Source organism: Pseudomonas sp. PDM10 (genome assembly GCF_014852295.1).
Classification (GTDB): Bacteria; Pseudomonadota; Gammaproteobacteria; order Pseudomonadales; family Pseudomonadaceae; genus Aquipseudomonas.
Map to the genome: position 1 here is coordinate 251,038 of NZ_JACVBJ010000009.1, position 24,345 is coordinate 275,382.

Here is a 24,345-nt window from a genome sequence, read left to right on the forward strand (position 1 = left end):
AAAAACGCAAGTCTATTCCGTCGAATCAGGCACAAGGTGTCGGCAATGACCTTTAGGAAAGGTCGTACAAAATAACGGGAACGCTCCGGCAAAGTTAGAACGGTTGTGGCTGGGAGGGCCTCATCGCGAGCAGGCTCGCTCCCACAGGGTTAAGGGTTGATCACACCATTTGTGGCCGACACACCTCCACTGTGGGAGTGAGCCTGCTCGCGATAGCGTCGTCACTGACGCCATCAATATCAGCCACCAACCGCATATTCAGCCGCAACCCGGTCTCAGTGTTCTCAGCCCAAAGACTGCCCCCCTGACGCTGCACCGCATTCCTCGCAATGCTCAACCCCAACCCAAATCCACCATCCCCCGGTCGCGATCCGTCGAGTCGGATGAACGGCGAGAAGATCCGCTCCAGATCTTCATCAGCCACCCCGCCGCCCTCATCCTCCAGCCACACCTGCCAGAAGTCACCATCGCGCTGACTACCCAGACGCACAACGCCGCCCTGCGGTGAATGACGAATGGCATTGCGCAGGATGTTTTCCAGCGCTTGAGCCAACGTATTGAGATGGCCGCGCACCCAGCAGGACGAATCCACCGCACACTGCAACTGGCTCGCCGGCCAGCCACTTTCATAGCAGGCATTTTCCGTGAGCATTTCCCACAATGCCTGAACCTGGATCGATTCGTCGGGCAACCGAGTGCGCTCGGTGTCGAGCCAGGCCAGTTGCAGGGTGTCTTCGACCAGACGCTGCATGCCATCGACCTCTCGGCCAATGCGCTCGCGCAATTGGGTCAACCCCTGCTCGCTTTCGCTGGCCACCCGCAGGCGACTCAGTGGCGTGCGCAATTCGTGGGACAGGTCGCGCAGCAGTTGTTGTTGCAGGGCCACCGTGCTTTGCAGGCGCTCGGACATGTGATCGAAGGCCCGGCCCAGTTCACCCAGCTCATCCGGGCGATGGGTGATGCGGCTCGACAACCGCACGTTCAACGGGTCGGCACGCCAGGCATTGGCCTGTTCGCGCAGACTGTTCAAAGGCACGACCAGCAACCGATACAGACCGACGCACAGCAGTAAGGTGAACAACCCGGGAATCACCCCGTTGGTGATCACCCGCCAGAACACCCGGTAACGGCCAGGCACGAAACGCTGGGGCAGTTCGATCACCAGGCTGCCAGCGGACGGATCCTTGGGAAAAGGCACTCTCAACCACGGCAAACCTTTGGTATGGCGACTCGTCGGCCAATCCAGACCTCGTAAAAAAGTCAGGCGCCGGGTTTCTTTTTCCGTCAGCGGGTAACTGCTCAATGACTGCAAATCGCCGCCAATCACACCGACCCATGTCGATTCGCGATGTCCGACGCTGTGCAACCAGGCATCGATGCCCGCACTCTGGCGCTCATTCCACACCTGCTCGGCCTCGGCGGCGTAGCGCATCAGCGTGCCCCGTGCCTCGTCGGACAGGAACAGGTTTTTCTGTTCCATATAGCGCCCCCAGGACCAACTGAGCCAGATCATCAGCAGACAGAACGCCACCAACAAACACGCCAGTTTCCAGAACAGCGAATGCCTGCCCGGCAGGTCAGTCCACTTCATCGACCGCACTCAATACGTAACCCTTGCCCCACACCGTGCGCACTTCGCGCTCGAGGTAACCGACGGCCTTGAGCTTGCGGCGGATCTGGCTGATGTGCATGTCGAGGCTGCGGTCATGGGGCGCGTAACCGCGCTGCAGCACATGCTGGTAAAGGAAGGCTTTGCTCAGGACTTCATCGCCATTGCGGTTCAGCGTTTCCAGCAACCGATATTCGCTGCGGGTCAGGCCGGCAGCGTGTTCGCCATAAAAGACATCACAGCCTTCATCGTCGAAACGCAGGCTGTCCGCCGAAGGCGCAATCGGTGCCGGCGCTGGCCGGCGGTCGAGCGCGACCCGTCGCAGGATCGCTTCGATGCGCACCCGCAACTCGACCATGCTGAAGGGTTTGGGCAGGTAGTCATCGGCGCCCAGGCGAAAACCACTGACGCGATCCGCCTCGGCACCGAGCGCCGACATCAACACCACCGGAGTGGAATGGCTCTGGCGCAATTGCGTCAGTACATTCAGCCCGTCCAGGCCCGGCAGCAGAATATCCATCAGCACCACATCGAAGGCTTGCTGGCGGGCGATGGTCAAGCCTTCCAGACCGTTCTTGCACCACGTCACCTGAAAACCGCAACGTCCCAGGTGTTCATGAACATAAGCACCGAGTACGAGGTCGTCTTCTATAGACAGGATACGAGGGTGTCCAACAGCGATGGGAGTCATGACTATCTGCAAATAATTCTCAGTTGTGGATTATTCAAGATTGCCTCGCTGCGGGCAACACAAGGTTTGCCCGTGAGGTAAAAGTGGCGATCCTGCCGACGAATGCCGACATCAATTTTACGAAGATTGCCCGCCTGCAAATCGCTACACTGCGCAGGTGGCGCGTGCTGGACGTACGTGCAGGTCATTAAATCGCTGGATGCAGGAGAGATGCGTGCTCAAGAAACTGGGAATTAAAGGCCGCGTGCTATTGCTGACCCTGTTGCCGACCAGCCTGATGGCCTTGGTTCTGGGTGGCTATTTCACCTGGATGCAGCAATCCGACCTGCAAACCCAGCTCATGCAGCGTGGCGAGATGATCGCCGAACAACTGGCGCCCCTGGTGGCCCCGGCCATGGGCCACAAGAACACCGAGCTGTTGGAACGCATTGCCACCCAATCGCTGGAACAACCGGACGTGCGCGCCGTATCGTTCCTCGCCCCCGACCGCTCCCTGTTGGCCCATGCCGGCCCGACCATGCTCAACCAGGCGCCGATCGGCAACAGTTCGCAGATGCTGCGCCGCAGCGGCAATGACGCGACGCGTTACTTGCTGCCGGTGTTCGGCAAGCACCGCAATCTGGCCGGTGATTTGATTCCCGACGAAGCCGATCGCCTGTTGGGCTGGGTCGAACTTGAACTGTCCCACAACGGCATGCTGCTGCGCGGTTACCGCAGCCTGTTCGCCAGCCTGTTGCTGATCGGCGCAGGGCTGGCCGGTGCGGCGCTGCTGGCGTTACGCATGGGCCGCAGCATCAATCGGCCGCTGAGCCAGATCAAGCAAGCGGTGGCGCAACTCAAGGACGGTCATCTGGAAACCCGACTGCCGCCCCTCGGCAGCCAGGAACTGGACACACTGGCGTCCGGCATCAACCGTATGGCCGGCACCCTGCAGAACGCGCAGGAAGAATTGCAGCACAGCATCGATCAGGCCACCGAAGACGTGCGCCAGAACCTGGAAACCATCGAGATCCAGAACATCGAACTGGACCTGGCGCGCAAGGAAGCCCTTGAAGCCAGCCGGATCAAATCCGAGTTCCTGGCCAACATGAGCCATGAAATCCGCACGCCGCTCAACGGCATTCTCGGCTTCACGCATCTGCTGCAAAAAAGCGAGCTGACCCCGCGCCAGCTCGACTATCTGGGCACCATCGAAAAGTCCGCCGACAGCCTGTTGGGGATCATCAACGAGATTCTCGACTTCTCGAAAATCGAGGCCGGAAAACTGGTGCTCGACCATATTCCGTTCAACTTGCGCGACCTGCTCCAGGACACGCTGACCATCCTCGCCCCGGCCGCCCATGCCAAGCAACTGGAGCTGGTGAGCCTGGTTTATCGCGATACGCCGCTGTCGCTGGTGGGTGACCCGCTGCGGCTCAAGCAGATTCTCACCAACCTGGTCAGCAATGCGATCAAGTTCACCCGCGAAGGCACCATCGTCGCCCGCGCCATGCTTGAAGAAGAACACGAAGACAGCGTGCAACTGCGCATCAGCATTCAGGACACCGGCATCGGGCTGTCGAACCAGGACGTGCGTGCCTTGTTCCAGGCCTTCAGCCAGGCCGACAACTCGCTGTCCCGGCAACCGGGCGGCACTGGCTTGGGGCTGGTGATTTCCAAACGTCTGATCGAACAGATGGGTGGCGAGATCGGTGTCGACAGTACCCCCGGCGAAGGCTCGGAATTCTGGATCAGCCTGAGCCTGCCCAAAACCCGCGACGACGCCGAAGACCTGCCCGGTCCGCCGTTGCTCGGGCGTCGGGTGGCGGTGCTGGAAAATCACGAACTGGCCCGTCAGGCGTTGCAGCATCAACTGGAAGACTGTGGCCTCGAAGTCACTCCGTTCAATACGCTGGAAAGCCTGACCAATGGCGTGACCGGCGCGCATCAGACCGATCAGGCGATCGACCTGGCGGTGCTCGGCATCACCAGCAACGACATGCCGCCAGAGCGCCTCAACCAGCACATCTGGGACCTCGAACACCTGGGCTGCAAGGTGCTGGTGTTGTGCCCGACCACCGAACAGACACTGTTCCACCTCTCGGTGCCCAACCCGCACAGCCAGCTCCAGGCCAAACCGGCCTGCACCCGCAAGCTGCGGCGGGCCTTGTCCGACCTGGTCAACCCCCGCCAGCACCGCAGCGAACCCGGCGAACCGGTGTCCAGCCGCGCGCCAAAGGTGCTGTGTGTCGACGACAACCCGGCCAACCTGCTGCTGGTGCAAACCCTGCTCGAGGACATGGGCGCCAAAGTCCTCGCGGTGGAAAGCGGTTACGCGGCGGTCAAGGCGGTGCAGACCGAAACCTTCGACCTGGTGCTGATGGACGTTCAGATGCCCGGTATGGACGGGCGGCAAAGCACTGAAGCGATTCGCCAGTGGGAAAGTGAACGGCATTGCACACCGCTGCCGATCGTTGCCCTCACCGCTCACGCCATGGCCAACGAGAAACGCGCGCTGCTGCAAAGCGGCATGGACGATTACCTGACCAAACCGATCAGCGAACGGCAACTGGCCCAAGTGGTGCTGAAGTGGACCGGCCTGGCGCTGCGCAATCATGGGCCGGAGCGCTCCAGCGACAGCCACGGTGGCGGTCATGAGTTGCAGGTACTCGATCACGAAGAAGGTTTGCGCCTGGCTGCCGGCAAGGCTGATCTGGCGGCGGACATGCTGGCAATGCTGCTGGCGTCGCTGGAAGCCGACCGCGAGGCGATTCGTTTCGCCCGGGAAAACAACGACCACAACGCCCTGATCGAGCGTGTCCATCGCCTGCACGGCGCGACCCGTTATTGCGGCGTCCCGCAACTGCGCGCCGCCTGCCAGCGCAGCGAAACCCTGCTCAAGCAACAGGACCCCAAAGCCCCCAGCGCGCTGGAAGACCTCGACCGGGCCATCAATCGCCTGGCCGCTCATGCCCGTATAAATGCTTGATGTACATTCCAGGAGGACCGCATGCGTACGATTCTTTTCAGCAGCCAGACTTACGATCACGACAGTTTTTTGAGTGCCGAGCTACCGGCCGGCATTGAACTGCACTTTCAATCGGCGCGACTGAGCCTTGATACGGTGGCGCTGGCGGAGCATCACGAAGTGGTCTGTGCCTTCATCAATGATGACCTCAGCGCGCCGGTGCTCGAACGCCTGGCTGTGGGCGGTACACGCCTGATCGCCCTGCGCTCGGCCGGTTACAACCATGTCGACCTGGCAGTGGCAAAGCGTTTGGGGCTGGCGATTGTGCGCGTCCCGGCCTACTCGCCCCACGCGGTGGCGGAACATGCGGTGGCACTGATCCTGGCGCTCAACCGGCGCCTGCACCGCGCCTACAACCGCACGCGCGAAGGGGATTTCAGCCTGCACGGGCTGACCGGCTTCGACCTCGTGGGCAAGACCGTCGGGGTGGTCGGCACCGGACAGATCGGCGCGACCTTCGCGAAAATCATGAACGGCTTTGGCTGCCAATTGCTAGCGTACGACCCCTTCCCCAACCCGCAAGTCGAAGCCCTCGGCGCCCGTTACCTGAGCCTGCCGGAACTGCTGGCCGAGTCGCATATCATCAGCCTGCACTGCCCGCTCAACGAACAAAGCAAACACTTGATCAATCGCGAGTCACTGGCGCACATGCAAGCCGGTGCGATGCTGATCAACACCGGCCGCGGTGGTCTGGTGGACACGCCGGCGCTTATCGATGCGTTGAAGGACGGTCAACTGGGTTATCTGGGGCTGGATGTGTATGAAGAGGAAGCACAGCTGTTCTTCGAGGACCGTTCCGACCTGCCGCTGCAGGACGATGTGCTGGCGCGGCTGCTGACCTTTCCGAACGTGATCATCACCGCTCACCAGGCCTTCCTGACCCGCGAAGCCCTGGGTGCGATTGCCGCGACCACCCTGCAGAACATCGCCGCTTGGGCGGCCGGCGCGCCTGCGAATCTGGTAAAGGGTGACTGAACCAGATCGAAGGTCATACGCCCGCGCCATACTGCGCTGATGTCCGTGCTAGCATGCCGCGCATATTTGGAGGACCCATGGTCGAACACGATTTCCGCTATAGCCTGATGAACCCGCAACACACCCTCACCGAATGCCGCGCCCTTGTGCCGGGGCGTTATCAAGTCACCGGCAACGGCGGCTCGATTCGTAACAACGACGTGCTGGTAGTGACCCTTAAAGGCGCCAAGGACTTGTCCATGCGCCTGACCGTCGAAACGGTTCGCCACTTGATCAATCCGCCTGGCCAATGGGTCGCGGTAGCCAGTGGTCCGGTGTTCGGCGAACTGGCGATCCACACCTGGAAAGTCAACTGCGACAGCTGCGCCAAAGAGCTGAGCTTCGAGTTCGCGGTCGATGCCAAGCTGGGCAACAAGGCTGAAAAGCCTGCTGCCACCGCACGGATCGCCGACCTGGGCTGGACCACGGTTGGCGAGAAGCACCTGTGCCCGAAATGCCAGGAGCCCGCGTGATGAAACGCCTCGCTCTGACCACTATGGTTGGCGCCAGCCTGCTGGGCTGCGCCGCCGAGCCGGTGCAATTGCAACAAAACCGCAGCTACATTCTGGAGTGGATTGGCGAACGTCCGTTGATGGATTACAGCCACCTGACCGTCACCCTCGGTGAAGACGGTCGGGCCTACGGCAATGGCGGCTGCAACCACTGGTTCGCGCCGTACACCCTGGAAGGCGACAAGCTGAGCTTCGGCAAGGTTGGCAGTACCCGCAAACTGTGTGCGCCGGCGCTGATGGAGCAGGAAAAGCGTTTCCTCCAGGCGTTGGAAAACGTTCAGCGCTGGGACGTCTCGCCGATCGACCAGATGCGCTTCTGGCCGGCAGAAGGCAAGCCGTTGCGTTGGTGGCTTGAAGAGGGTTGAGCCCTCCTCACTGCAGCCAAGTGTATCTGTGGCGAGGGGATTTATCCCCGTTGGACTGCGCAGCAGTCCCTTTTTTGGGGTTGCTGCGCAACCCAACGGGGATAAATCCCCTCGCCACAAAAGCCCTCTCCACAAAAGCTCCCTAGCCACAGTAGGAGCAATCAGTTCTTCGCCTGCAACGCCTCAAGCTTCGCCATCACCCCCGCCGCCGTCTGCTCACCCATCAACTGTTCCCGTACCTTGCCCTTGTTATCGATGATGTAAGTCACCGGCAACGCCTCACTGCGCGGTAACTCGAAAAGATCGGCCGGATCAGAAGCCAGCACGGTGAACTTGATACCCAGTTTTTCACTGGCGCTTTTCAGCTCTTCACCCTGCACATTGTCGAAGTTGACCCCGAACACACCAATCTTCCTGGCCTTGAGCTGATCGGCCAAGGCGTTCAATTCCGGGATCTCGGTCCGGCACGGCCCGCACCATTCAGCCCAGTAATTGAGCACCAGCCATTGTTTGTCCAGACGTTCGGCGGCGACTTTCTGGCCGCTCTGGTCGGTGCCATAGTCGTTACCACAGCCCCCCAGCAATAACGCACCGATGATCGCCAATGCCGTTGCCAGTCGCCTAGTCATGTCGTATTCCTTGTTCAAAATTGAATGCGCCTGCGACCCATCGCCTCCCAAGGTTCTGGATTACGCGCAGCACAGTTAGAATAGCCGTCACCTTACGCAAGATGCGAACCGCACATGACCGATCTGACGCTTTATCACAACCCGCGCTGCTCGAAATCCCGCGGTGCGCTCGAACTGCTCGAAGCCCGTGGCCTGACCCCGACGGTGGTCCGCTACCTGGATACCCCGCTGGACGCGGCGCAAATCCAGAGCCTGCTGACCAAGCTCGGCATCAGCGCCCGGCAACTGCTGCGCACCGGTGAGGACGAGTACAAAACCCTTAACCTGGCCGACAGCAGCCTCAGCGAGGCGCAATTGATCGCCGCCATCGCCGCCCACCCGAAACTGATGGAGCGACCGATTCTCGAAGTCGGCGACAAAGCCATCATCGGCCGTCCGCCGGAGAATGTGCTGGAGCTGCTGCCGTGAGTGCGCCGTACATTCTGGTTCTGTATTACAGCCGTAGCGGCTCGACCAATGAAATGGCCCGGCAGATTGCCCGGGGCGTCGAGCAGGCCGGTCTTGAAGCCCGGTTGCGCACGGTCCCGCCGATCTCGACCGAATGCGAAGCCGTGTCGCCGGACATCCCCGACGAAGGCGCGCTGTACGCCAGCCTCGACGATTTGAAGAACTGCGCGGGCCTGGCCATGGGCAGCCCGACCCGGTTCGGCAACATGGCGGCGCCGCTCAAGTACTTCCTCGACGGCACCAGCAACCTGTGGCTGACCGGTGCTCTGGTGGGCAAGCCGGCCGGGGTTTTCACCTCCACCGCGAGCCTGCACGGTGGTCAGGAAACCACGCTGCTGTCGATGATGTTGCCGTTGCTGCACCACGGCATGCTGATCACCGGCCTGCCTTACAGCGAATCGGCCCTGCTGGAAACCCGTGGCGGCGGCACGCCTTACGGCGCCAGCCATCACGCCGGGGCGGACGGCAAAAGCGGTTTGAATGAACATGAAGTCGCGCTGTGTCGGGCCTTGGGCCTGCGCCTGGCGAAGACTGCACAGAAACTGGGGAACTGACGTGGCCAAAAAGCCGAAGATTTTGCCCTCCATCGAATGGCTCGAACCGCGGGTCCGAGCGATGCGCGTCATCAGCCTGCTGTGCTACTTCGGTTTGGTGGGTTTGCTGTGCGCCTACTACCTGGTGGTCGCCGACCTGCACGGCGCCCGGCCGTGGGTGATTCTGCTAATCGAACTGGTGCCGCTGCTATTGCTGGCGCCGGGGATGATTATCGGCAGTGCGCGCGGGCATTCATGGATGTGTTTTGTGGTGAACCTGTATTTCATCAAGGGCGCATTGGCGGCGTATGACCCGAACCGACAATTGTTTGGTTTGCTGGAGATGGGCGCGAGCCTGGCGGTGTTCTGCTCGGCGCTGCTGTATGTGCGGTGGCGGTTTCAGTTGAACCGCAAGTTGGCTGGCGAAGGCGAAATCTCCGTCGCCTGACACACCGCCATCGCGAGCAGGCTCGCTCCCACAAGGACAGCGTGAATCCTGTGGGAGTGAGCCTGCTCGCGATGGGGGCGACTCGGTCTTAATGATTCACAGTGTAGGCCAGCATCATCGAAATCTGGCTCATCGCCCGCCCGCCACTCTGTTCATGCCACTGGTTAAACACATCCTGTACCAACGCCAGGTCCCGCAGGCTGGTCGGCACCTTGTCGACGATTTTCTGTGCATTCAACGCCGCGACCACGTCGTAGCTCGGCACAAACGTATCCTTGCCCACCATCCGCAAGAACCGCGGAGCCGACAAGCCGCCCAATTGATGACCGCGCTTTTTCAGGCAGGTCCACAACCCAACGATATCCGTGACCGGCCAATCGGCGATCAACGCGCCGAAGCTGCCCTTCTCATGCGCCACATCCAGAATGAACTGCGCGTTGCGCGGCACGCTCTTGAGTTTGCCCAGGTGACGAATGATCCGCGCGTCCTGCATCAAACGCTCAAGGTGTTCGGCACTCATCAGCACGACTTTCTCAGGGTCGAACTTGAAGAACACTTCTTCGAACGCCGGCCATTTGGCGTCCACCAGGCTGTGCTTGAGCCCGGCACGGAAGACGCGCAGCGCCATGGTCGAGAGGTAGCGGTCGTCGCTGATGTTGCGCAATTGCGCCGGGGTTTTCGGAACGGGCAGATGGGCTTCCAGTTCAGCTGCCGAACCGAAGCGGTTCAGACAGTATTCGTGCAGCCACTTGTAATCGCGCATGCCCTTTCCTGATGAGTAAGTGAATAGACTCATGTGGGAGCCAGCCTGCTGGCGATAGCGGCGGGTCAGTCAACAATGATGTGTCTGACCCACCGCTATCGCCAGCAGGCTGGCTCCCACAGTGATTGTGTTTAGAGGTTTACAACATTGACGAAGCGCGAGGCCGCGGTTTCGTCGATACGCAGGTTGGTGAAGTCGAACAGATTACGGTCCGCCAGTTGCGACGGGATCACGTTCTGCAAGCTGCGGAAAATACTTTCGGTCCGGCCTGGCGTCTTGCGTTCCCATTCCTGCAGCATGTCCTTGACCACCTGGCGTTGCAGGTTTTCCTGGGAGCCGCAGAGGTTGCACGGGATGATCGGGAATTGCTTGAAGTCCGAGTAGGCCTGGATGTCTTTTTCGTTGCAGTAGGCCAGCGGACGGATCACCACGTTGCGGCCATCGTCGGCGCGCAGCTTCGGCGGCATGGCTTTGAGCGAACCGTTGAAGAACATGTTCAGGAAAAAGGTTTCGACGATGTCGTCGCGGTGATGACCGAGGGCCATCTTGGTCGCACCGATTTGGTCGGCAAAGGTGTAGAGCGTGCCGCGACGCAGGCGCGAGCACAGCGAACAGGTGGTCTTGCCTTCCGGGATCAGCTCCTTGACCACGGAATAGGTGTCTTTCTCGACGATGTGGTACTCGATGCCCAGCTCTTTGAGGTAGGCCGGCAGCACATGTTCAGGGAAACCCGGCTGTTTCTGGTCCATGTTCACGGCCACGATCTCGAACTTGATCGGGGCGACCTTCTGCAAGTGCAACAGCACGTCGAGCATGGTGTAGCTGTCCTTGCCACCGGACAGGCAGACCATGACCTTGTCGCCGTCTTCAATCATGTTGAAATCGGCAACAGCCTCACCGGCCTGGCGGCGAAGGCGCTTTTGCAGTTTGTTCTGGTTGACCGTAAGAGTGCCCATGACGCGAAATCCGTGAGGTGTGACGAAAGGCCGGCATTTTACGCAAAAACCGGTCACGGGCGAAGAGCCCCCTATCCCCTGTGGGAGCGAGCCTGCTCGCGATGGCGGTGTGACAGGTTGCATTGATATTGACTGACACTACGCCATCGCGAGCAGGCTCGCTCCCACAGAGGTCTGGGTGCACAGACCCTGCGGCGATTAGCAGCGGGGTTTACAGCGCAATTTGCTCTAAAGCCCTGCAACCTGCGTCGTTAAGACCTTTCTATACTGCGACATAAGGTCGCACACTAATCCAGACCTTTCCTTACCCGGCCACTTTGGCCCGTAGGCGCTCCGCTGGGGGGCGACGGTAAAAACAAGAGGAGTGACTGGCATGATCCATCACGTAGTGGGGCTCTTCACCCACCCTGACCAAGAATGGAAAGAGATTCGTGGCGACCAGGAGGAAAGCATCAGCCACATGTATCTCACTCATACCCTGATTCTGGCGGCGATCCCTGCGGTGTCGGCATTTATTGGCACCACTCAGGTCGGCTGGGTCATTGGCAGTCGCGCACCGGTGATGCTGACGGTGGAAAGCGCGATATGGATGACGGTCATGTCGTACCTGGCGATGCTCGGCGGTGTGGCGGTAATGGGCGCGTTCATCCACTGGATGGCTCGCACCTATGACGCCAACCCGAGCCTGGCACGCTGCGTTGCATTTGCGACCTACACCGCGACACCGCTGTTTATCGGCGGTCTGGCGGCGCTGTACCCACACATGTGGCTTGGGATGATCGTCGGCACCGCGGCCATCTGCTACACGGTGTACCTGCTGTATGTGGGGCTACCCACTTTCATGAACATTCCATCAGACGAGGGATTTCTGTTTTCGAGTTCGGTGCTTGCGGTAGGCCTGGTGGTGCTGGTAGCCATCATGGCGTTCACGGTCATTGTCTGGGGACTCGGCGTGGGGCCGGTCTATACGAATTAGCAACACTTCACCCAAAAACAAGATCTGCCAACACAGGCCGCCGCAAGGCGGCCTTCTAGTGTTCAAGGATAGAAACCGGTGACGACCATTCGGCGCCTGAGCGATTCGCAAGTCCCGAGGGTTGCGGCATACTCGACGCCTCTGGAGATCCATCAAGCATGCCCGAGCAACTCAATACCCGCGTCGAAGACTGTTACCAGCTAGCCGAATCCTTTTTCAAACGACCTTTCAAACGCCCCGTGGTGAGCCTCAAGCTGCGCGGGCAAAAAGCCGGTGTCGCGCATTTGCACGAGAACCTGCTGCGCTTCAATCCACAGCTGTACCGGGAAAATACCGAAGACTTCCTCAAACAAACCGTGGCCCACGAGGTGGCGCACCTGATCGCCCATCAACTGTTCGGCGACCGCATCCAGCCCCATGGCGAAGAGTGGCAACTGATCATGCGCGGTGTGTACGAGCTGCCGCCCAACCGCTGCCACACCTATGACGTCAAACGCCGCAGCATGACCCGCTACATTTACAAATGCCCGTGCCCCGACAGCGATTTCCCGTTTTCGGCCCAGCGCCATGGTTTGGTGAGACAGGGGCGGCGGTATCTGTGTCGGCGGTGCCGGAGCACGTTGGTGTTCAGTGGGGAAATGCGGGTCGAGTAGCGGGATTTGTGGTGCGCATGCCCGACGCCATCGCGAGCAGGCTCACTCCCACATTTGATCTGCGGCCTTCACAAATAATGTGTTCACAACAAATTCCCTGTGGGAGCGAGCCTGCTCGCGATGGCGTCCGATCAGGCGCTACACAACCACCCTGGCACGGCGCAACTCTGCGATCCGCTCAGCGCTATACCCCAACTCCCTCAACACCTGATCCGTATGCTGCCCTATAGCCGCGCCGATATGCCGTGGCTCAGGCAACCCATCTGAAAACTTCAGCGGACACGCCATCTGCGCCTGAGTCGTCCCGTCACCACGCGGCACTTCGGTCACCAGCGCCCGAGCCTTCAACTGCGGATGCCGCACCGCTTCGCTCAAACTCAACACCGGCTCGACACACGCATCCAACGTGGCAAACAACGCGCACAACTCGGCGAAATCGTGGGTCTCGAACTCAATCCTCAGCGCGTTCTTCAGCGCCTGTTGCAAGGCCGGTTCCGGCGATAAGCCCAAGGTTTCCAGCGCCTCCAGCCCCAGTGCTGCGCACAGTTGCTTCATGAACGCAGGCTCCAGACTGCCCACCGAGAACCAGCGCCCATCGCGAGAACTATAATAGTCATAGAAACTGCCACCGTTGAGCATCTGCTCCTCCCTTCCCGGCTCTTCGCCACAGGCCAGATACCCGGCACCAGCCATGGCGTTCAGGCTGAACACGCAGTCGGTCATGCTCACATCCAGATGCTGCCCCTGCCCGGTTTGCTGCCGGGCGATGACCGCCGCCAGCAGCCCGATCACTCCGTGCAACGAGCCACCGGCGATGTCCGCCACTTGCATGCCCAACGGCAACGGCCCGCTGTCGGCGTGGCCGGTGTAGCTCGCCAGCCCCGCCAGCGCCAGGTAGTTGATGTCGTGGCCGGCGCGGTCCTTGTAGGGGCCGGTCTGGCCGTAACCGGTGATCGACACGTAAATCAGTTTCGGATTAATCGCCTTCAAGGCTTCATAACCCAGGCCCAATCGCTCCATCACGCCGGGGCGGAACTGCTCCAGCACGATGTCGTAGTCCTGCAGCAACTGCTTGATCACCTCCAGCGCCTCAGGCTGCTTGAGGTCCAGCGCCAGGCTGCGTTTGTTGCGATTGAGGTAGGCGTGGCTGGCGGAGACGCCCTGATCGTGAGGCGGCAAAACCCGCAGCAGGTCCATGCGCGTTGGCGATTCGATGCGCAGCACCTCGGCGCCCATGTCAGCCAGCAACAACGAGGCGAACGGCCCCGGCAGCAGTGTCGAGAAATCCAGAACCTTGAGTGATGCCAGTGGACCGAGCATGGGCGTTCTCCGTAAACGATGCCTCCAGACTAGGCAGCCAATGGCATTGCAGCAATCACCTTATGCGTCAGATGCGCTGACCGTTGCGCTCAAATCCCAGGCATGAAAAAACCCGCCGAAGCGGGTTTTTTCAGTGCAGCCGTCTTATTTGACGTTGCTTGGGGTTGCCTCTTCGACGTGGCCCAGAACATCGTCTTTAGGCTCGTCGGAGATACCGCGACCGCCAGAAGCCAGTTCGGCGTGCATCACGTCGACGTCCAGTTCCTTGACCCACTTGGCCACAACCAGGGTGGCAACAGCGTTACCGACCAGGTTGGTCAGGGCACGGGCTTCGGACATGAAGCGGTCGATACCGAGGATCAGCGCCAGGCCGGCCACCGGCAAGTGGCCAACGGCGGACAAGGTAGCCGCCAACACGATGAAGCCACTACCGGTCACGCCCGCAGCGCCTTTGGAGGACAGCAGCAACACCACCAGCAGGGTGATCTGGTGAGTGATGTCCATGTGGGTGTCGGTTGCCTGAGCAATGAACACCGCCGCCATGGTCAGGTAGATCGCCGTACCGTCGAGGTTGAACGAGTAACCGGTCGGGATCACCAGACCCACAACGGATTTCTGCGCGCCCAGGCGTTCCATCTTGATCAGCATGCGTGGCAGTACCGATTCCGAAGAAGAAGTACCCAGCACGATCAGCAGTTCTTCACGGATGTAGCGGATCACTTTCAACACGCTGAAGCCGTGAGCGCGAGCGATACCACCCAACACGACCAGCACGAACACCAGGCAGGTGATGTAGAAGCACGCCATCAATTGACCCAGTTGCACCAGCGAACCAACACCGTAGGCACCGATGGTAAAGGCCATGGCGCCCAAAGCACCCAGTGGCGCGAGCTTCATGATCATGTTGATGATGTTGAACATCACGTGGGCGAAGCGATCGATGAAGTCCAGGATCGGCTTGCCGTAGGAACCCAGGCGATGCAGGGCGAAACCGAAGATCACCGAGAACATCAGCACTTGCAGGATGTCGCCTGTGGCGAACGCGCCGACGATGGTGGACGGGATCACGTTCAACAGGAAGCCAACAACGCTTTGATCAGCACCGGCTGCCACATAAGCAGCGACTTTGGAGGCATCCAGCGTAGCGACGTCGATGTGCATGCCGGCACCCGGCTGCACGATGTTGACCACCACCAGACCCACCAGCAATGCGATGGTCGAAACGATTTCGAAGTAGAGCAGCGCGTAACCGCCGGTCTTGCCGACCGACTTCATGTCCTGCATGCCCGCGATACCGCTGACGACGGTGCAGAAGATGATTGGGGCAATGATCATTTTGATCAGTTTGATGAACCCGTCACCCAGCGGCTTGAGGGCGACACCGGTCTGCGGGTAGAAGTGACCGAGCAGGATGCCGATGGCAATAGCAACGATCACCTGGAAATACAGGGATTTGTACAGTGGCTGACGAGTCGTCATTGCAAAGTTCCTCAAGAGTGCCCGGTGACAACATCCATCTGTTGCCAAAGACACTTCAATTGCGAACCCTCCTGCACTGGAGGGATTTGTTTTGTCGAGCTGCGCAACGGCAGGCATCTACAGGTTGTATCGCAAGGCCCGTGCCACCTTCGTCAAATCGCCAGCAAGTCTTTTGACATCAAGGGTTGCAGGTTTTTCTTTGTCACCAAGCGGTTACGGCAAAGTGGCGGATTTCCGCCCATCGACCAGACCTCGTCCTACAATTTGGCGGATATCCGCCTTGTCCATCATCAGGCACCACGGCTACCATCCGCCGTTCAATGGACGGACTTGCCTTCTATGCGCGAACGCACCATCGCCAGTCATTTCGCCCGTGCCGCCCTCGGTGGCGCACGCCGGCTGGGTTATGACTATTCAAACCTGCTGCAACAACTGGGCATCAGCGCCGAGTTGCTTGAAGAACCACGAGCGAGAATCGCGCCTGAACAGTTCACCCGATTGATCCAGGGACTGTGGCTGGCACTGGACGACGAATACCTGGGCTTCGGGCCGGTCCCGAGCAAAACCGGGAGTTTCGCGATGATGTGCCATGCGGTGATCCACTGCCGCAATCTGGAGAAAGCACTTCATCGCGGCTTATTGTTTTATAGCTTATTCCCCGACGGTCCGCGTCTGACCCTGACCCGCGAAGACGACATGATCCGCCTGAGCCTCGACGATTCGCAGTTCCGGGACCCGGATCACTTCCTCACCGAGAGCCAACTGATGGTGTGGCATCGCCTCGCCAGTTGGCTGATCGGCCAGCGCATTCGCCTGGAACAGGCGACATTCAGCTACCCGAAACCCGAGCACGGCGCCGAATACGATTTGCTGTTCCCCTGCCCTCTGGCGTTTTCCACGGCGCAAAGCAGCCTGCTGTTTCACAGTCGTTACTTGGACATGCCGCTGTTGCAGGACGAGCGGACACTCAAGCATTTCCTCGAACACTCCCCCGCCGACCTGTTGTCGCGCCCGGATGACGGCGACAGTTTGAGCAGCCAGTTGCGAAGGTTGCTCGGCCGCGACAGTTCACACTGGCCAGACCTGGAAGAGGTCGCCGCGCACCTGCACATCAGCCCGCAGACGTTGCGTCGGCATTTGCGGGAGGAAGGGTCGAGTTTTCAGGAATTGAAGGATCAACTGCGCCGGGACATTGCGATCTATCACCTGGGGCGGGCGGATTTGTCGTTGCAGCAGATTGCCGAGCAGTTGGGGTTTTCAGAGCCTTCAGCGTTTCACCGGGCGTTCAAGAAGTGGACCGGGTTGACGCCGGGGGCCTACCGCGCGCAAGAGAACTGAAGGCGCACTGATCGTTCCCACGCTCTGCGTGGGAATGCAGCCCGGGACGCTCTGCGTCCCTTTCCAGAGCTGGAACGCGGAGCGTCCCTTGAGGCATTCCCACGCGGAGCGTGGGAACGATCGGTTACGCGCGGTCAAACCACCGGAAAATGAATCCGGAACGCCGCTCCGCCCATCGGTGAATCTCCCAGCGTCAACTTGGCGCTGTAGCTCTCGATAATGTCCTTGACCACCGCCAACCCGATCCCCTGCCCCGGATGCTGGCGATCCAGCCGCTCTCCCCTTTGCAGAATCCGCGCACGCTGATCTGGCGGCACTCCCGGACCGTCATCCTCAACGCACAACTCAATCCCGCTCAGGCTTTCGCGCACGCTGATGCGTACTTCGCCGAGGCACAGGCGATAGGCGTTTTCCAGCAGGTTACCCATCATTTCCAGCAACGCCCCCTGCTCGATCGGCACGTAACACTGCGCCGGCAGATCGAAGGCGACCCGCACGCGTTTGTCGCGGTAGACCTTGTCCAGGGTGTCGCACAGGCTTTGCAGCACGGGTTGCAGGCGCACTTGGTGGCGCACCAGACCGCTTTTGCGCAGGCTGGCGCGTTGCAGTTGATAGCTGATCTGCTGGCTCATGCGTTCGATCTGGGTTTGCAGCACCCAGGCCTGATCACGATCGGCCGGACGCCGGGCCATGTCTTCGCTGACGCCTTGCAGCACGGCCAGCGGGGTTTTCAGGCTGTGGGCCAGGTCGTCGAGGGAATCGCGATAGCGGCTGCGTTGTTCGCGCTCGCTGTGCAGCAAGCGGTTGAGGGAACCGGTCAAGCGCAGCAGTTCGCGCGGGTGTTGTTCGCTGAGGCTTTCGCGGGTGCCGCTTTCGATCTCGTCCAGTTCCTGACTGAGCCGGCGCAACGCCTGCAAGCCCCAGGTCAGGCCGATCCACAGCAGCGCGAGCAACACCAGCAAGGCGGCACCGAATCCGAGGTAGAGGTTTTCCCGCAGGCCTTCGAGGGTGGCTTCGTACTCACGCACCGGTTGCAGCGCGACGATGCTGAACGCCGCACTCTTTCCGCCGAGCAGTTTGACCTCGACGTCATAGACGAAGAATTCCTGGCCATCGGCCTCACGAATTCGGGCGAACTCGTTGCCGCGTCCGTCGTAACGCGGTTTGTAGTTGATCTTCTCTTCGCGGGTGGCTTTCGAGCGCCACACCAGGTGAGCTTCGCGGTCGTAGATGTAGCCGAGCAAACGGCTGTCGGTCAGGTTGAAGCGCTCATCGGGCAACTGCGCTGGCATTTGCAGGCTGTTGTTTTCCACACGCGCGGCAGAGATCAGCGTGGTGACGTCCGACGCCAGGCGCTGCTCAATGGAATCCTGCAACGCCAGGCTGAACGCGCCCTGCATCGCCGGCAGCAACGCCAGCATGAACAACACCGCCAGGATCGTGGCGGCGAGCATCAAACGGACACGAAGGGAACGAATCAAGTGCAGCGCTCATTGAACAGGTAGCCGAGGCCACGCACGGTATCGATCGGTTTGAAGCCGGCCGGGCCTTCAAGTTTGCGGCGCAGACGGCCGACCAACACTTCGATCACGTTCGGATCGCGCTCGTCGTCGTCCGGGTAGAGCTGCTCCATCAAGCGATCCTTGGCCACCACTTGCTGGTGATGCCGCATCAGGTACTCGAGGATCCGATACTCGTAAGCGGTCAGCGCCAGCGGTTGATCATCGAGGGACGCCTGTTTGCGATTGAGGTCCAGCAGCAACGGCCCAGCGACGATGGTCGACTGGGTGAAACCGCTGGAGCGGCGCAGTAACGCGTTCAGCCGGGCATCGAGTTCTTCGAACTGGAACGGCTTGACCACGTAATCGTCGGCGCCGGCGGCGAGGCCTTCGACCTTGTCCTGCCAGTTGCCGCGGGCGGTGAGGATCAGGATCGGGAAGGTCTTGCCGCGCGAACGCAGCTGACGAATCAGGTCGAGCCCGCCCATGCCCGGCAGGCCGAGGTCGATCACCGCCAGGTCATGGTTGAACTGCTCGGTCTGGTACAGCGCCTCTTCAGCGTTGGCCACGGACTCGACCACGTGACCGCTGTCCGTCAGGCGGGTTTGCAGGTGATGGCGCAACAGCGCTTCATCTTCGACGACCAGCAGTTTCATAACGCTCTCCCAGGCAAAATCATCATCTCCAAAAACAAACTTCAATGGCTGACAGGGCGACCTGTGGGAGCGAGCCTGCTCGCGATAGCGGTGGGTCAGCCAATATTAATGCTGAATGTACCGCCGTCATCGCGAGCAGGCTCGCTCCCACAGGTTGTGCGGCTTGACCGACTGGCCGCGAAACGCTTTTTAGAAAGCGTAGTTCGCCGACAGGTAGGTCTGGGCGCTGCTGGTCAGGTCCAGCGAACCTTGTTTACTACCACCGCGCTCGCTCATCTCGGTGCTGGCGTTGCTGCGCAGGTAACGGTAACCCAGTTCCACCGAGGTGTTTTGCGAAACCTGTTGCAGGACACCCAACTGGCCGCCGATGGCGTAACCGATGTCGCTGTCGCGGCTGAAACCTGGCGATTCCTGAGTCATTTTGGTCAAGCCGGCTGTGGCGCCACCGAACAGCTTGGTGCTGCCGCCCACCGGGTAGAACAGATCGTAGCTGCCCAGGAGGTTTTCCTGACGCAGTTTAATGCCATTGTGCGAGCCCGACACATTGTCGTAAGTGGCGTAGTAGCGGCCCTGGCTGTTTTGCCGGCCCAGACGCGCACCCCAGGTGTTGTCCTTGCCGATCACGCCGTCGGCGTTCGGGCTGTTGAGGTTGTCGTTCAGGGCGTGGGACTTTTTGACCTTGTCGCTGGTCTGTCCAAAAGTAAGGCTGGCGAAATTGTCGTCGGAAGCGAAAGCCGCGGTACTCGCGGTCAAGACAGTGAAAGCCAGAAGCAGTTTTTTGAAGCCAGTCATAGGGGCGTTCCTTATGCGCTATATGCTATTTGGGTACGGGGCAAGGTTACTCACCCGGCCCTGAACTCCCCCTGAACGCTCTCTGAACCTAAGCTGAACCAGATCGACCCAGCTGTTTTTGACGACTTTTCTGTCAGGAGATCCGACCATGCGCATGTTTCTCGCTTTCGTCTTGCTGGCCTTGAGCGGGCTGACTCAAGCCGCCATCAAGACTCAGGAAATCCCCTATCAAAGTACTGACGGCACCAAAATGATCGGCTATTTCGCCTATGACGATGCCATCAAAGGCGCACGCCCTGGCGTTGTGGTGGTGCACGAATGGTGGGGGCTCAACGAGTACACCAAGCGCCGCGCCCGTGATCTCGCCGGTCTGGGCTACAGCGCACTGGCCATCGACATGTATGGCGATGGTAAAAACACTGAGCATCCCAAGGACGCCATGGCCTTCATGCAGGCCGCGTTGAAAGACAGTGGCGCGGCGAGCGCGCGCTTTCAGGCCGGGCTCGATCTGCTGAAGACACAGCCGCAAACCGATCCGGACAAAATCGCCGCTATCGGTTATTGCTTCGGCGGTGCAGTGGTACTGAATGCGGCACGTCAGGGTTTGCCGCTGGCGGGCGTGGTGAGTTTTCACGGCGCGCTGGCGACCAAAACGCCTGCCACACCGGGTAGCGTGAAAGCCAAGATCCTGGTTGAACATGGCGCTCTGGACAGCATGGTAACGGCGGATAACGTTGCGGCGTTCAAGGCCGAAATGGACAAGGCTGGGGCTGACTATAAGTTTGTCAGCCTTGAAGGTGCCAAGCATGGGTTCAGCAATCCTGATGCGGATCGTCTGAGCCATGGCGATCATGCCGGGCCGGATATTGGCTATAACAAAGCGGCGGATGAAAAATCCTGGGCGGATATGCAGGCGTTCTTCAAAAAAATCTTTGGCTGATCAGTGAACCCTGTGGTGAGGGGCTTTTGTGGCGAGGGGATTTATCCCCGTTCGGCTGCGCAGCAGTCGTATACCCGGCAATCGCTGTTTCCCTGCTGAAATGCGGTTGCAGTTATGGGGGCCGCTTCGCAGCCCAACGGGGATAAATCCCCTCGCCACAACCCCCCCTCACCACAAAATCCCCTTGCCACAAAAGCCATTGCTACTACCCAGCCTGAGAGCAACCCGGCAAAATGCCCCACATGAATCGCGCCCCCGCCCTACCCGTCTGTTGTACCCCACTCGATGCCCATTGGCCGCTGCCGTTTGCGCTGCCCGATACGGTGCTGTTGAGCACGCACTTCGATACCTCGCAACTGGCCAGCGATGATTTCCAGCGCAGCGCCATCGAGCCGCCGCCCACCATCCAGCGTTCGGTCGCCAAGCGTCAGGCGGAGTTCCTCGCCGGGCGGGTTTGCGCTCGGGCGGCGTTGCAACAGTTGGAGGGGCTGAGCTTTATCCCGGCTATCGGCGAAGACCGGGCACCGGTATGGCCGACGCACATCACCGGCTCGATCACCCACAGCACCGGCCGGGCCTCGGCGATTGTCGCGAAGAAAACCCACTGGCGCGGCCTGGGAATGGACCTGGAGAACCTGCTCAACCCTGAACGGGCCGAGCGACTGGCCGGGGAAATCCTCACGCCGCCCGAGTTGCAACGCATGACCGCGGGCCGTCGCGATCAGTTGGCGATGCTGGTAACCCTGACGTTTTCGGTGAAGGAAAGCCTGTTCAAGGCGCTGTATCCGATCGTTCAGCAGCGCTTCTATTTCGAGCACGCTGAAGTGCTGGAGTGGACCGAGCGCGGTGAAGTGCGGCTGCGGTTGCTGACGGATCTGTCCAGCGAATGGTGCAATGGCACTGAGCTGGATGCGCAGTTCGGGGTCATTGATGGGCAGTTGTTGAGTCTGGTCAGTATCAAGGCCTGAGGATTTGGTAGTGGTCTGCGGGCCTCATCGCGAGCAGGCTCACTCCCACAGTTGATCTCTGTTGTTCACACATTGGGTGTTCACAGGAGATCCAATGTGGGAGCGAGCCTGCTCGCGATGAGGCCCTCAAAAGCGACAAAGATCTCAACGCTTCTCCTGATTCCTCGGCCAACTCAAACTGAAACACGCCCCGCCCAGGCTTTTGCTCTTACTGATCAACGCCCGGCCATCATGCCAATGGATGATTCGCCGCACGATGGACAACCCCAACCCATGCCCACCGGAGGCGCGGGTACGGCTGTCGTCGAGGCGCAGGAATGGCGTGAAGATCTTCTCCCAAGCCGTTTCCGGCACGCCCGGTCCGTCATCCTCGACATCCACCCGACAGCGCTGCTGCCCGACCTGATAGCTGACGGTCACCCGTGATTGAGCATGGCGCATGGCGTTGCTCACCAGGTTCTGCAACGCCCGGTGCAGGTAGCGCGGCTCGGCCTCGACCCAGGCGTCGTCATTGTCAGCGGCAGACAAACACAAACCGCGTTGCACCGTGACCTCGGCGCGTAACGGCGCCAGTTCTTCGATCACCTGATTGACCAACGCATCCAGATCGATCCGCTGAAAATTCAGTGCCGGTGAACCCTGCTCCAGGCGTGCGTAAGTGAGCATCTCGTCCACCAGCCGATCGAGATCCTCGATGTCGTTGTCCATGCCTTCACAGTATTTTTCCAACGCCTGCGGCGTGGTGGCCGAACCGATCATTTCCAGACCAAAACGCAACCGCGCCACGGGTGTGCGCAGCTCATGAGACACGGCGCGCACCAACTCACGCTGAATCGCCAGCAACTGCTGCAAGTGCTCGGCCATGCCGTTGAACGCCGAAGCCAGCCGCCCCACCGAATCCGCGCCGCGTGCAGGCACGCGGGTTTCCAGGCTGCCCTTGGCGATGCGCGTGGCGGCCGCTTCCAGGCCACGCAAACGGCGCTCAAGTTGCCGCACCAACAGATAGACGATCAAACCGATCAGGCTCAAACCCAGGGCGGCGATCAGCACCAGCCACTCCGGCGGATAAGGATTCATCTGATACAACGGGCCGATTTCCAGCACCCACGGCGTACCGACCATGCCGGCAAACACCCGGATCGAATCGCCGCCCTTGCCCAGCGCCATCACCGTGTCGCCCTCGGACACCCGGCGACTCTGGTCTTCGTCCATGTCCGCCTGTTCGATCGTCACCAGGCGCAAGTCGAAACCAAACCCTTTATCGCGTTTCAACTGCGCCAGGCGCTCGGGTTGCTCGGCCACCGGGTAGCGCACCAGTTCATCGGCCAGCAGGTAAATAGTCGCCCGGGCCAGTTGTTCGCTGATCTGCTGGACTTCGCCGGTCAGCACCAGCTGTTCCTTGTCGCTGACCAATCGATAGACCTTCGCCGCGTGCGGACCGGTTTGTTCCACCAGCGCCTGACCGTGCAGCACGCGGGTGCGCTGGGTGAGGTCGAGGTCGGTTTGGGCAAAGGTCTTCAGCGCCAGAGGAATCCCCAACAACCGCTCCCACACCAGCAAGGCACGGTGGCGCTCGGTTTCGTTCATCGGGTTCAGATTGTCGGCCATCAGCGAGAACGTGCCGTGGGCCAGGCGTTCGCGGTATTGCTCGCCGCGCACCTGGTTAAGCAGGTGCAAGGCCAGCACGCCGAGAACCGCCACCAGAATCAGCGCCGCGCACATGCCGCCATAGATGCGCAGGAAGATCGAGTTCACAGCGTGCAGGCTTCTGGAACGAACAGATAACCTTTGCTGCGGATGGTCTTGATCAGCCGCGGATGCTCCGGGTCATCGCCGATTTTGGGGCGAATGCGCGAGATGCGCACGTCGATGGAACGGTCCTGGCCGTCATAGCCAATGCCGCGCAATGCAGTAAATATCTCTTCCCGGGACAGGATGCGCCCGGCGTTGGCCACCAGCAGCCAGAGCAGGTCGAACTCGGCGCTGGTCAGTTCGATGCCGTTGTCGTTCAGCCAGGCTTCGCGCAATGCGTTATCGACCACCAAGGGACCGAACTGCAGACGTCGTTGTTTTTCCGGCGCCACTTCCGGGGCTTCACTGCGTCGCAACAAGGCCTGGATGCGCGCCAGCAAAAGTCGGGGGCGAACCGGTTTGCACACGTAGTCGTCGGCACCCAGGTCCAGGCCAAGAATCTGATCGGTGTCGTCGGTGCGGGCGGTGAGCATCAGGATCGGGCCGTCATACTTGTCACGGACCTTGCGGCAAATGCTCAGTCCGTCCTCACCCGGCAACATGAGGTCGAGGATCACCAGGTCCGGTTTCTCCTTGATGATCCGTGCCGCGGCCAAGGCGCCGTTACCCTCGATCGATACGCGCAGACCATTGGCTTCCAGGTAGTCGCGGGTCAGTTCGGCCAGACGCTGGTCGTCCTCGACAATCAATACCTGCCAGTTGTCTTGCTCCACGGTGACCTCTGCTTGCCAACAACACTTAATAAGGAAGGATCCGCCCGTCTTTTTGTAATGATTGGGGAGGATAAGAATGCATCTGCATGGGCCGATTGTATAAACGCCGCTCACCAAGAACACAAGCCGGTAAATGCGTTCGGACAACGGGGTTTTTTGTGATAGGGTTCGCGCCCTTAAAAAGCCGAGCGACTGTTTTCAATCGGTGAAAATCAGTGAAAAACG

24 protein-coding genes are annotated in these 24,345 nt (G+C 60.3%); 12 read left to right on the top strand and 12 right to left on the bottom strand.

Translation table 11 applies throughout. The annotated features are described in order from the left end of the window. Positions 1-160: 160 nt before the first annotated feature. Together IB252_RS28920 and IB252_RS28925 are read right to left on the bottom strand one after the other, a co-directional pair. Complete coding sequence (locus IB252_RS28920; protein WP_192411051.1) at positions 161-1,591, bottom strand: sensor histidine kinase; 1,431 nt, start codon at positions 1,589-1,591, stop codon at positions 161-163. Continuing rightward, the gene (locus IB252_RS28925; protein WP_192411052.1) at positions 1,578-2,300 is read right to left on the bottom strand and encodes a response regulator transcription factor; all 723 of its coding nucleotides are present in this window, start codon (positions 2,298-2,300) and stop codon (positions 1,578-1,580) included. Before IB252_RS28925 ends, IB252_RS28920 begins: the two co-directional genes overlap by 14 nt. Before the next feature lie 214 nt (positions 2,301-2,514). Between IB252_RS28925 and IB252_RS28930 the strand changes: the two genes are divergently transcribed. The 4 genes from IB252_RS28930 (at position 2,515) to IB252_RS28945 (ending at position 7,198) form a co-directional block, all read left to right on the top strand. Continuing rightward, positions 2,515-5,268, top strand: coding sequence for a response regulator (locus IB252_RS28930; protein ID WP_192411053.1), 2,754 nt, complete (start codon positions 2,515-2,517; stop codon positions 5,266-5,268). Positions 5,269-5,289: 21 nt separating this feature from the next. Further along, positions 5,290-6,282 carry a 2-hydroxyacid dehydrogenase gene (locus tag IB252_RS28935; protein ID WP_192411054.1) on the top strand — a complete coding sequence of 331 codons (993 nt, stop codon included), beginning with the start codon at positions 5,290-5,292 and terminating at the stop codon, positions 6,280-6,282. 77 nt (positions 6,283-6,359) lie between these two features. Further along, positions 6,360-6,794, top strand: coding sequence for a hypothetical protein (locus IB252_RS28940; protein WP_111451706.1), 435 nt, complete (start codon positions 6,360-6,362; stop codon positions 6,792-6,794). Continuing rightward, positions 6,794-7,198: an META domain-containing protein gene (locus IB252_RS28945; RefSeq protein ID WP_111451705.1), complete on the top strand. Its 405-nt coding sequence runs from the start codon at positions 6,794-6,796 to the stop codon at positions 7,196-7,198. Before IB252_RS28940 ends, IB252_RS28945 begins: the two co-directional genes overlap by 1 nt. A gap of 161 nt (positions 7,199-7,359) precedes the next feature. Here the strand turns inward: IB252_RS28945 and IB252_RS28950 are convergent, their stop codons facing one another. Continuing rightward, positions 7,360-7,827, bottom strand: coding sequence for a TlpA disulfide reductase family protein (locus tag IB252_RS28950; RefSeq protein ID WP_192411055.1), 468 nt, complete (start codon positions 7,825-7,827; stop codon positions 7,360-7,362). A 114-nt stretch (positions 7,828-7,941) separates the two neighbouring features. On the opposite strand from IB252_RS28950, the gene arsC reads away from it, so the two are divergent. From arsC to IB252_RS28965, 3 genes are read left to right on the top strand one after another with little or no spacing between them, the layout of a single operon-like run. Then, on the top strand, positions 7,942-8,295 hold the full coding sequence (arsC, locus tag IB252_RS28955) for an arsenate reductase (glutaredoxin) (RefSeq protein ID WP_192411056.1): 354 nt from the start codon (positions 7,942-7,944) through the stop codon (positions 8,293-8,295). Then, positions 8,292-8,888, top strand: coding sequence for an NAD(P)H:quinone oxidoreductase (gene wrbA / locus IB252_RS28960; protein WP_111451702.1), 597 nt, complete (start codon positions 8,292-8,294; stop codon positions 8,886-8,888). Before arsC ends, wrbA begins: the two co-directional genes overlap by 4 nt. A gap of 1 nt (position 8,889) precedes the next feature. After that, positions 8,890-9,315 (top strand): DUF2069 domain-containing protein, encoded by a 426-nt coding sequence (locus tag IB252_RS28965; RefSeq protein ID WP_111451701.1) that lies wholly within the window; start codon positions 8,890-8,892, stop codon positions 9,313-9,315. Positions 9,316-9,403: 88 nt separating this feature from the next. Here the strand turns inward: IB252_RS28965 and IB252_RS28970 are convergent, their stop codons facing one another. Beyond that, positions 9,404-10,078: a DNA-3-methyladenine glycosylase I gene (locus IB252_RS28970; protein WP_111451700.1), complete on the bottom strand. Its 675-nt coding sequence runs from the start codon at positions 10,076-10,078 to the stop codon at positions 9,404-9,406. 131 nt (positions 10,079-10,209) lie between these two features. Further along, positions 10,210-11,034 carry a tRNA 2-thiocytidine(32) synthetase TtcA gene (gene ttcA, locus IB252_RS28975; protein ID WP_008147982.1) on the bottom strand — a complete coding sequence of 275 codons (825 nt, stop codon included), beginning with the start codon at positions 11,032-11,034 and terminating at the stop codon, positions 10,210-10,212. Positions 11,035-11,407: 373 nt separating this feature from the next. Between ttcA and IB252_RS28980 the strand changes: the two genes are divergently transcribed. Beyond that, a complete protein-coding gene (locus IB252_RS28980; protein WP_008147981.1) occupies positions 11,408-12,010 on the top strand; it encodes a Yip1 family protein in 603 nt (200 codons plus the stop codon). 158 nt (positions 12,011-12,168) lie between these two features. Then, complete coding sequence (locus IB252_RS28985) at positions 12,169-12,663, top strand: SprT family zinc-dependent metalloprotease (RefSeq protein WP_192411057.1); 495 nt, start codon at positions 12,169-12,171, stop codon at positions 12,661-12,663. Between the two features lie 138 nt (positions 12,664-12,801). On the opposite strand, the gene IB252_RS28990 is transcribed toward IB252_RS28985, so the two are convergent. Both IB252_RS28990 and IB252_RS28995 read right to left on the bottom strand, forming a co-directional pair. Beyond that, positions 12,802-13,983 carry a CaiB/BaiF CoA transferase family protein gene (locus IB252_RS28990; RefSeq protein ID WP_192411058.1) on the bottom strand — a complete coding sequence of 394 codons (1,182 nt, stop codon included), beginning with the start codon at positions 13,981-13,983 and terminating at the stop codon, positions 12,802-12,804. 144 nt (positions 13,984-14,127) lie between these two features. Next, positions 14,128-15,462: a dicarboxylate/amino acid:cation symporter gene (locus tag IB252_RS28995; RefSeq protein ID WP_192411059.1), complete on the bottom strand. Its 1,335-nt coding sequence runs from the start codon at positions 15,460-15,462 to the stop codon at positions 14,128-14,130. Between the two features lie 339 nt (positions 15,463-15,801). Here IB252_RS28995 and IB252_RS29000 point away from each other — a divergent pair, with 339 nt between their 5' ends. Continuing rightward, positions 15,802-16,800, top strand: coding sequence for an AraC family transcriptional regulator (locus IB252_RS29000; RefSeq protein ID WP_192411060.1), 999 nt, complete (start codon positions 15,802-15,804; stop codon positions 16,798-16,800). A gap of 134 nt (positions 16,801-16,934) precedes the next feature. Here the strand turns inward: IB252_RS29000 and IB252_RS29005 are convergent, their stop codons facing one another. The 3 genes from IB252_RS29005 to IB252_RS29015 all read right to left on the bottom strand — a co-directional run bounded on the left by IB252_RS29005 (position 16,935) and on the right by IB252_RS29015 (position 19,747). Continuing rightward, entirely contained in the window at positions 16,935-18,281 is a 1,347-nt protein-coding gene (locus IB252_RS29005; protein WP_008147974.1) for an ATP-binding protein, read from the bottom strand. Continuing rightward, positions 18,278-18,955 (bottom strand): response regulator, encoded by a 678-nt coding sequence (locus IB252_RS29010; protein ID WP_054054836.1) that lies wholly within the window; start codon positions 18,953-18,955, stop codon positions 18,278-18,280. Before IB252_RS29010 ends, IB252_RS29005 begins: the two co-directional genes overlap by 4 nt. 189 nt (positions 18,956-19,144) lie before the next feature. Continuing rightward, positions 19,145-19,747 carry a hypothetical protein gene (locus tag IB252_RS29015; protein ID WP_192411061.1) on the bottom strand — a complete coding sequence of 201 codons (603 nt, stop codon included), beginning with the start codon at positions 19,745-19,747 and terminating at the stop codon, positions 19,145-19,147. A gap of 148 nt (positions 19,748-19,895) precedes the next feature. Between IB252_RS29015 and IB252_RS29020 the strand changes: the two genes are divergently transcribed. Together IB252_RS29020 and IB252_RS29025 are read left to right on the top strand one after the other, a co-directional pair. Then, positions 19,896-20,687, top strand: a complete 792-nt coding sequence (locus tag IB252_RS29020; protein WP_192411062.1) for a dienelactone hydrolase family protein — start codon at positions 19,896-19,898, stop codon at positions 20,685-20,687. 242 nt (positions 20,688-20,929) lie between these two features. After that, a complete protein-coding gene (locus IB252_RS29025) occupies positions 20,930-21,655 on the top strand; it encodes a 4'-phosphopantetheinyl transferase family protein (protein ID WP_218537615.1) in 726 nt (241 codons plus the stop codon). Positions 21,656-21,799: 144 nt separating this feature from the next. Here IB252_RS29025 and IB252_RS29030 read toward each other — a convergent pair whose 3' ends face one another. Together IB252_RS29030 and IB252_RS29035 are read right to left on the bottom strand one after the other, a co-directional pair. Continuing rightward, positions 21,800-23,410 carry an ATP-binding protein gene (locus IB252_RS29030; protein WP_192411064.1) on the bottom strand — a complete coding sequence of 537 codons (1,611 nt, stop codon included), beginning with the start codon at positions 23,408-23,410 and terminating at the stop codon, positions 21,800-21,802. Beyond that, positions 23,407-24,120: a response regulator gene (locus IB252_RS29035; protein WP_111451690.1), complete on the bottom strand. Its 714-nt coding sequence runs from the start codon at positions 24,118-24,120 to the stop codon at positions 23,407-23,409. The genes IB252_RS29030 and IB252_RS29035 overlap by 4 nt, the downstream gene beginning before the upstream one ends. Positions 24,121-24,345: the final 225 nt, after the last annotated feature.

What these genes read in the sequence shown, in the direction of transcription:
- IB252_RS28920 (WP_192411051.1), bottom strand. Translation starts at nt 1,591, where the DNA reads ATGAAGTGGACTGACCTGCCGGGCAGGCATTCGCTGTTCTGGAAACTG.
- IB252_RS28925 (WP_192411052.1), bottom strand. Translation starts at nt 2,300, where the DNA reads ATGACTCCCATCGCTGTTGGACACCCTCGTATCCTGTCTATAGAAGAC.
- IB252_RS28935 (WP_192411054.1), top strand. Translation starts at nt 5,290, where the DNA reads ATGCGTACGATTCTTTTCAGCAGCCAGACTTACGATCACGACAGTTTT.
- IB252_RS28940 (WP_111451706.1), top strand. Translation starts at nt 6,360, where the DNA reads ATGGTCGAACACGATTTCCGCTATAGCCTGATGAACCCGCAACACACC.
- IB252_RS28945 (WP_111451705.1), top strand. Translation starts at nt 6,794, where the DNA reads ATGAAACGCCTCGCTCTGACCACTATGGTTGGCGCCAGCCTGCTGGGC.
- IB252_RS28950 (WP_192411055.1), bottom strand. Translation starts at nt 7,827, where the DNA reads ATGACTAGGCGACTGGCAACGGCATTGGCGATCATCGGTGCGTTATTG.
- arsC (WP_192411056.1), top strand. Translation starts at nt 7,942, where the DNA reads ATGACCGATCTGACGCTTTATCACAACCCGCGCTGCTCGAAATCCCGC.
- IB252_RS28970 (WP_111451700.1), bottom strand. Translation starts at nt 10,078, where the DNA reads ATGCGCGATTACAAGTGGCTGCACGAATACTGTCTGAACCGCTTCGGT.
- ttcA (WP_008147982.1), bottom strand. Translation starts at nt 11,034, where the DNA reads ATGGGCACTCTTACGGTCAACCAGAACAAACTGCAAAAGCGCCTTCGC.
- IB252_RS28980 (WP_008147981.1), top strand. Translation starts at nt 11,408, where the DNA reads ATGATCCATCACGTAGTGGGGCTCTTCACCCACCCTGACCAAGAATGG.
- IB252_RS28985 (WP_192411057.1), top strand. Translation starts at nt 12,169, where the DNA reads ATGCCCGAGCAACTCAATACCCGCGTCGAAGACTGTTACCAGCTAGCC.
- IB252_RS28990 (WP_192411058.1), bottom strand. Translation starts at nt 13,983, where the DNA reads ATGCTCGGTCCACTGGCATCACTCAAGGTTCTGGATTTCTCGACACTG.
- IB252_RS28995 (WP_192411059.1), bottom strand. Translation starts at nt 15,462, where the DNA reads ATGACGACTCGTCAGCCACTGTACAAATCCCTGTATTTCCAGGTGATC.
- IB252_RS29000 (WP_192411060.1), top strand. Translation starts at nt 15,802, where the DNA reads ATGCGCGAACGCACCATCGCCAGTCATTTCGCCCGTGCCGCCCTCGGT.
- IB252_RS29010 (WP_054054836.1), bottom strand. Translation starts at nt 18,955, where the DNA reads ATGAAACTGCTGGTCGTCGAAGATGAAGCGCTGTTGCGCCATCACCTG.
- IB252_RS29015 (WP_192411061.1), bottom strand. Translation starts at nt 19,747, where the DNA reads ATGACTGGCTTCAAAAAACTGCTTCTGGCTTTCACTGTCTTGACCGCG.
- IB252_RS29020 (WP_192411062.1), top strand. Translation starts at nt 19,896, where the DNA reads ATGCGCATGTTTCTCGCTTTCGTCTTGCTGGCCTTGAGCGGGCTGACT.
- IB252_RS29025 (WP_218537615.1), top strand. Translation starts at nt 20,930, where the DNA reads ATGAATCGCGCCCCCGCCCTACCCGTCTGTTGTACCCCACTCGATGCC.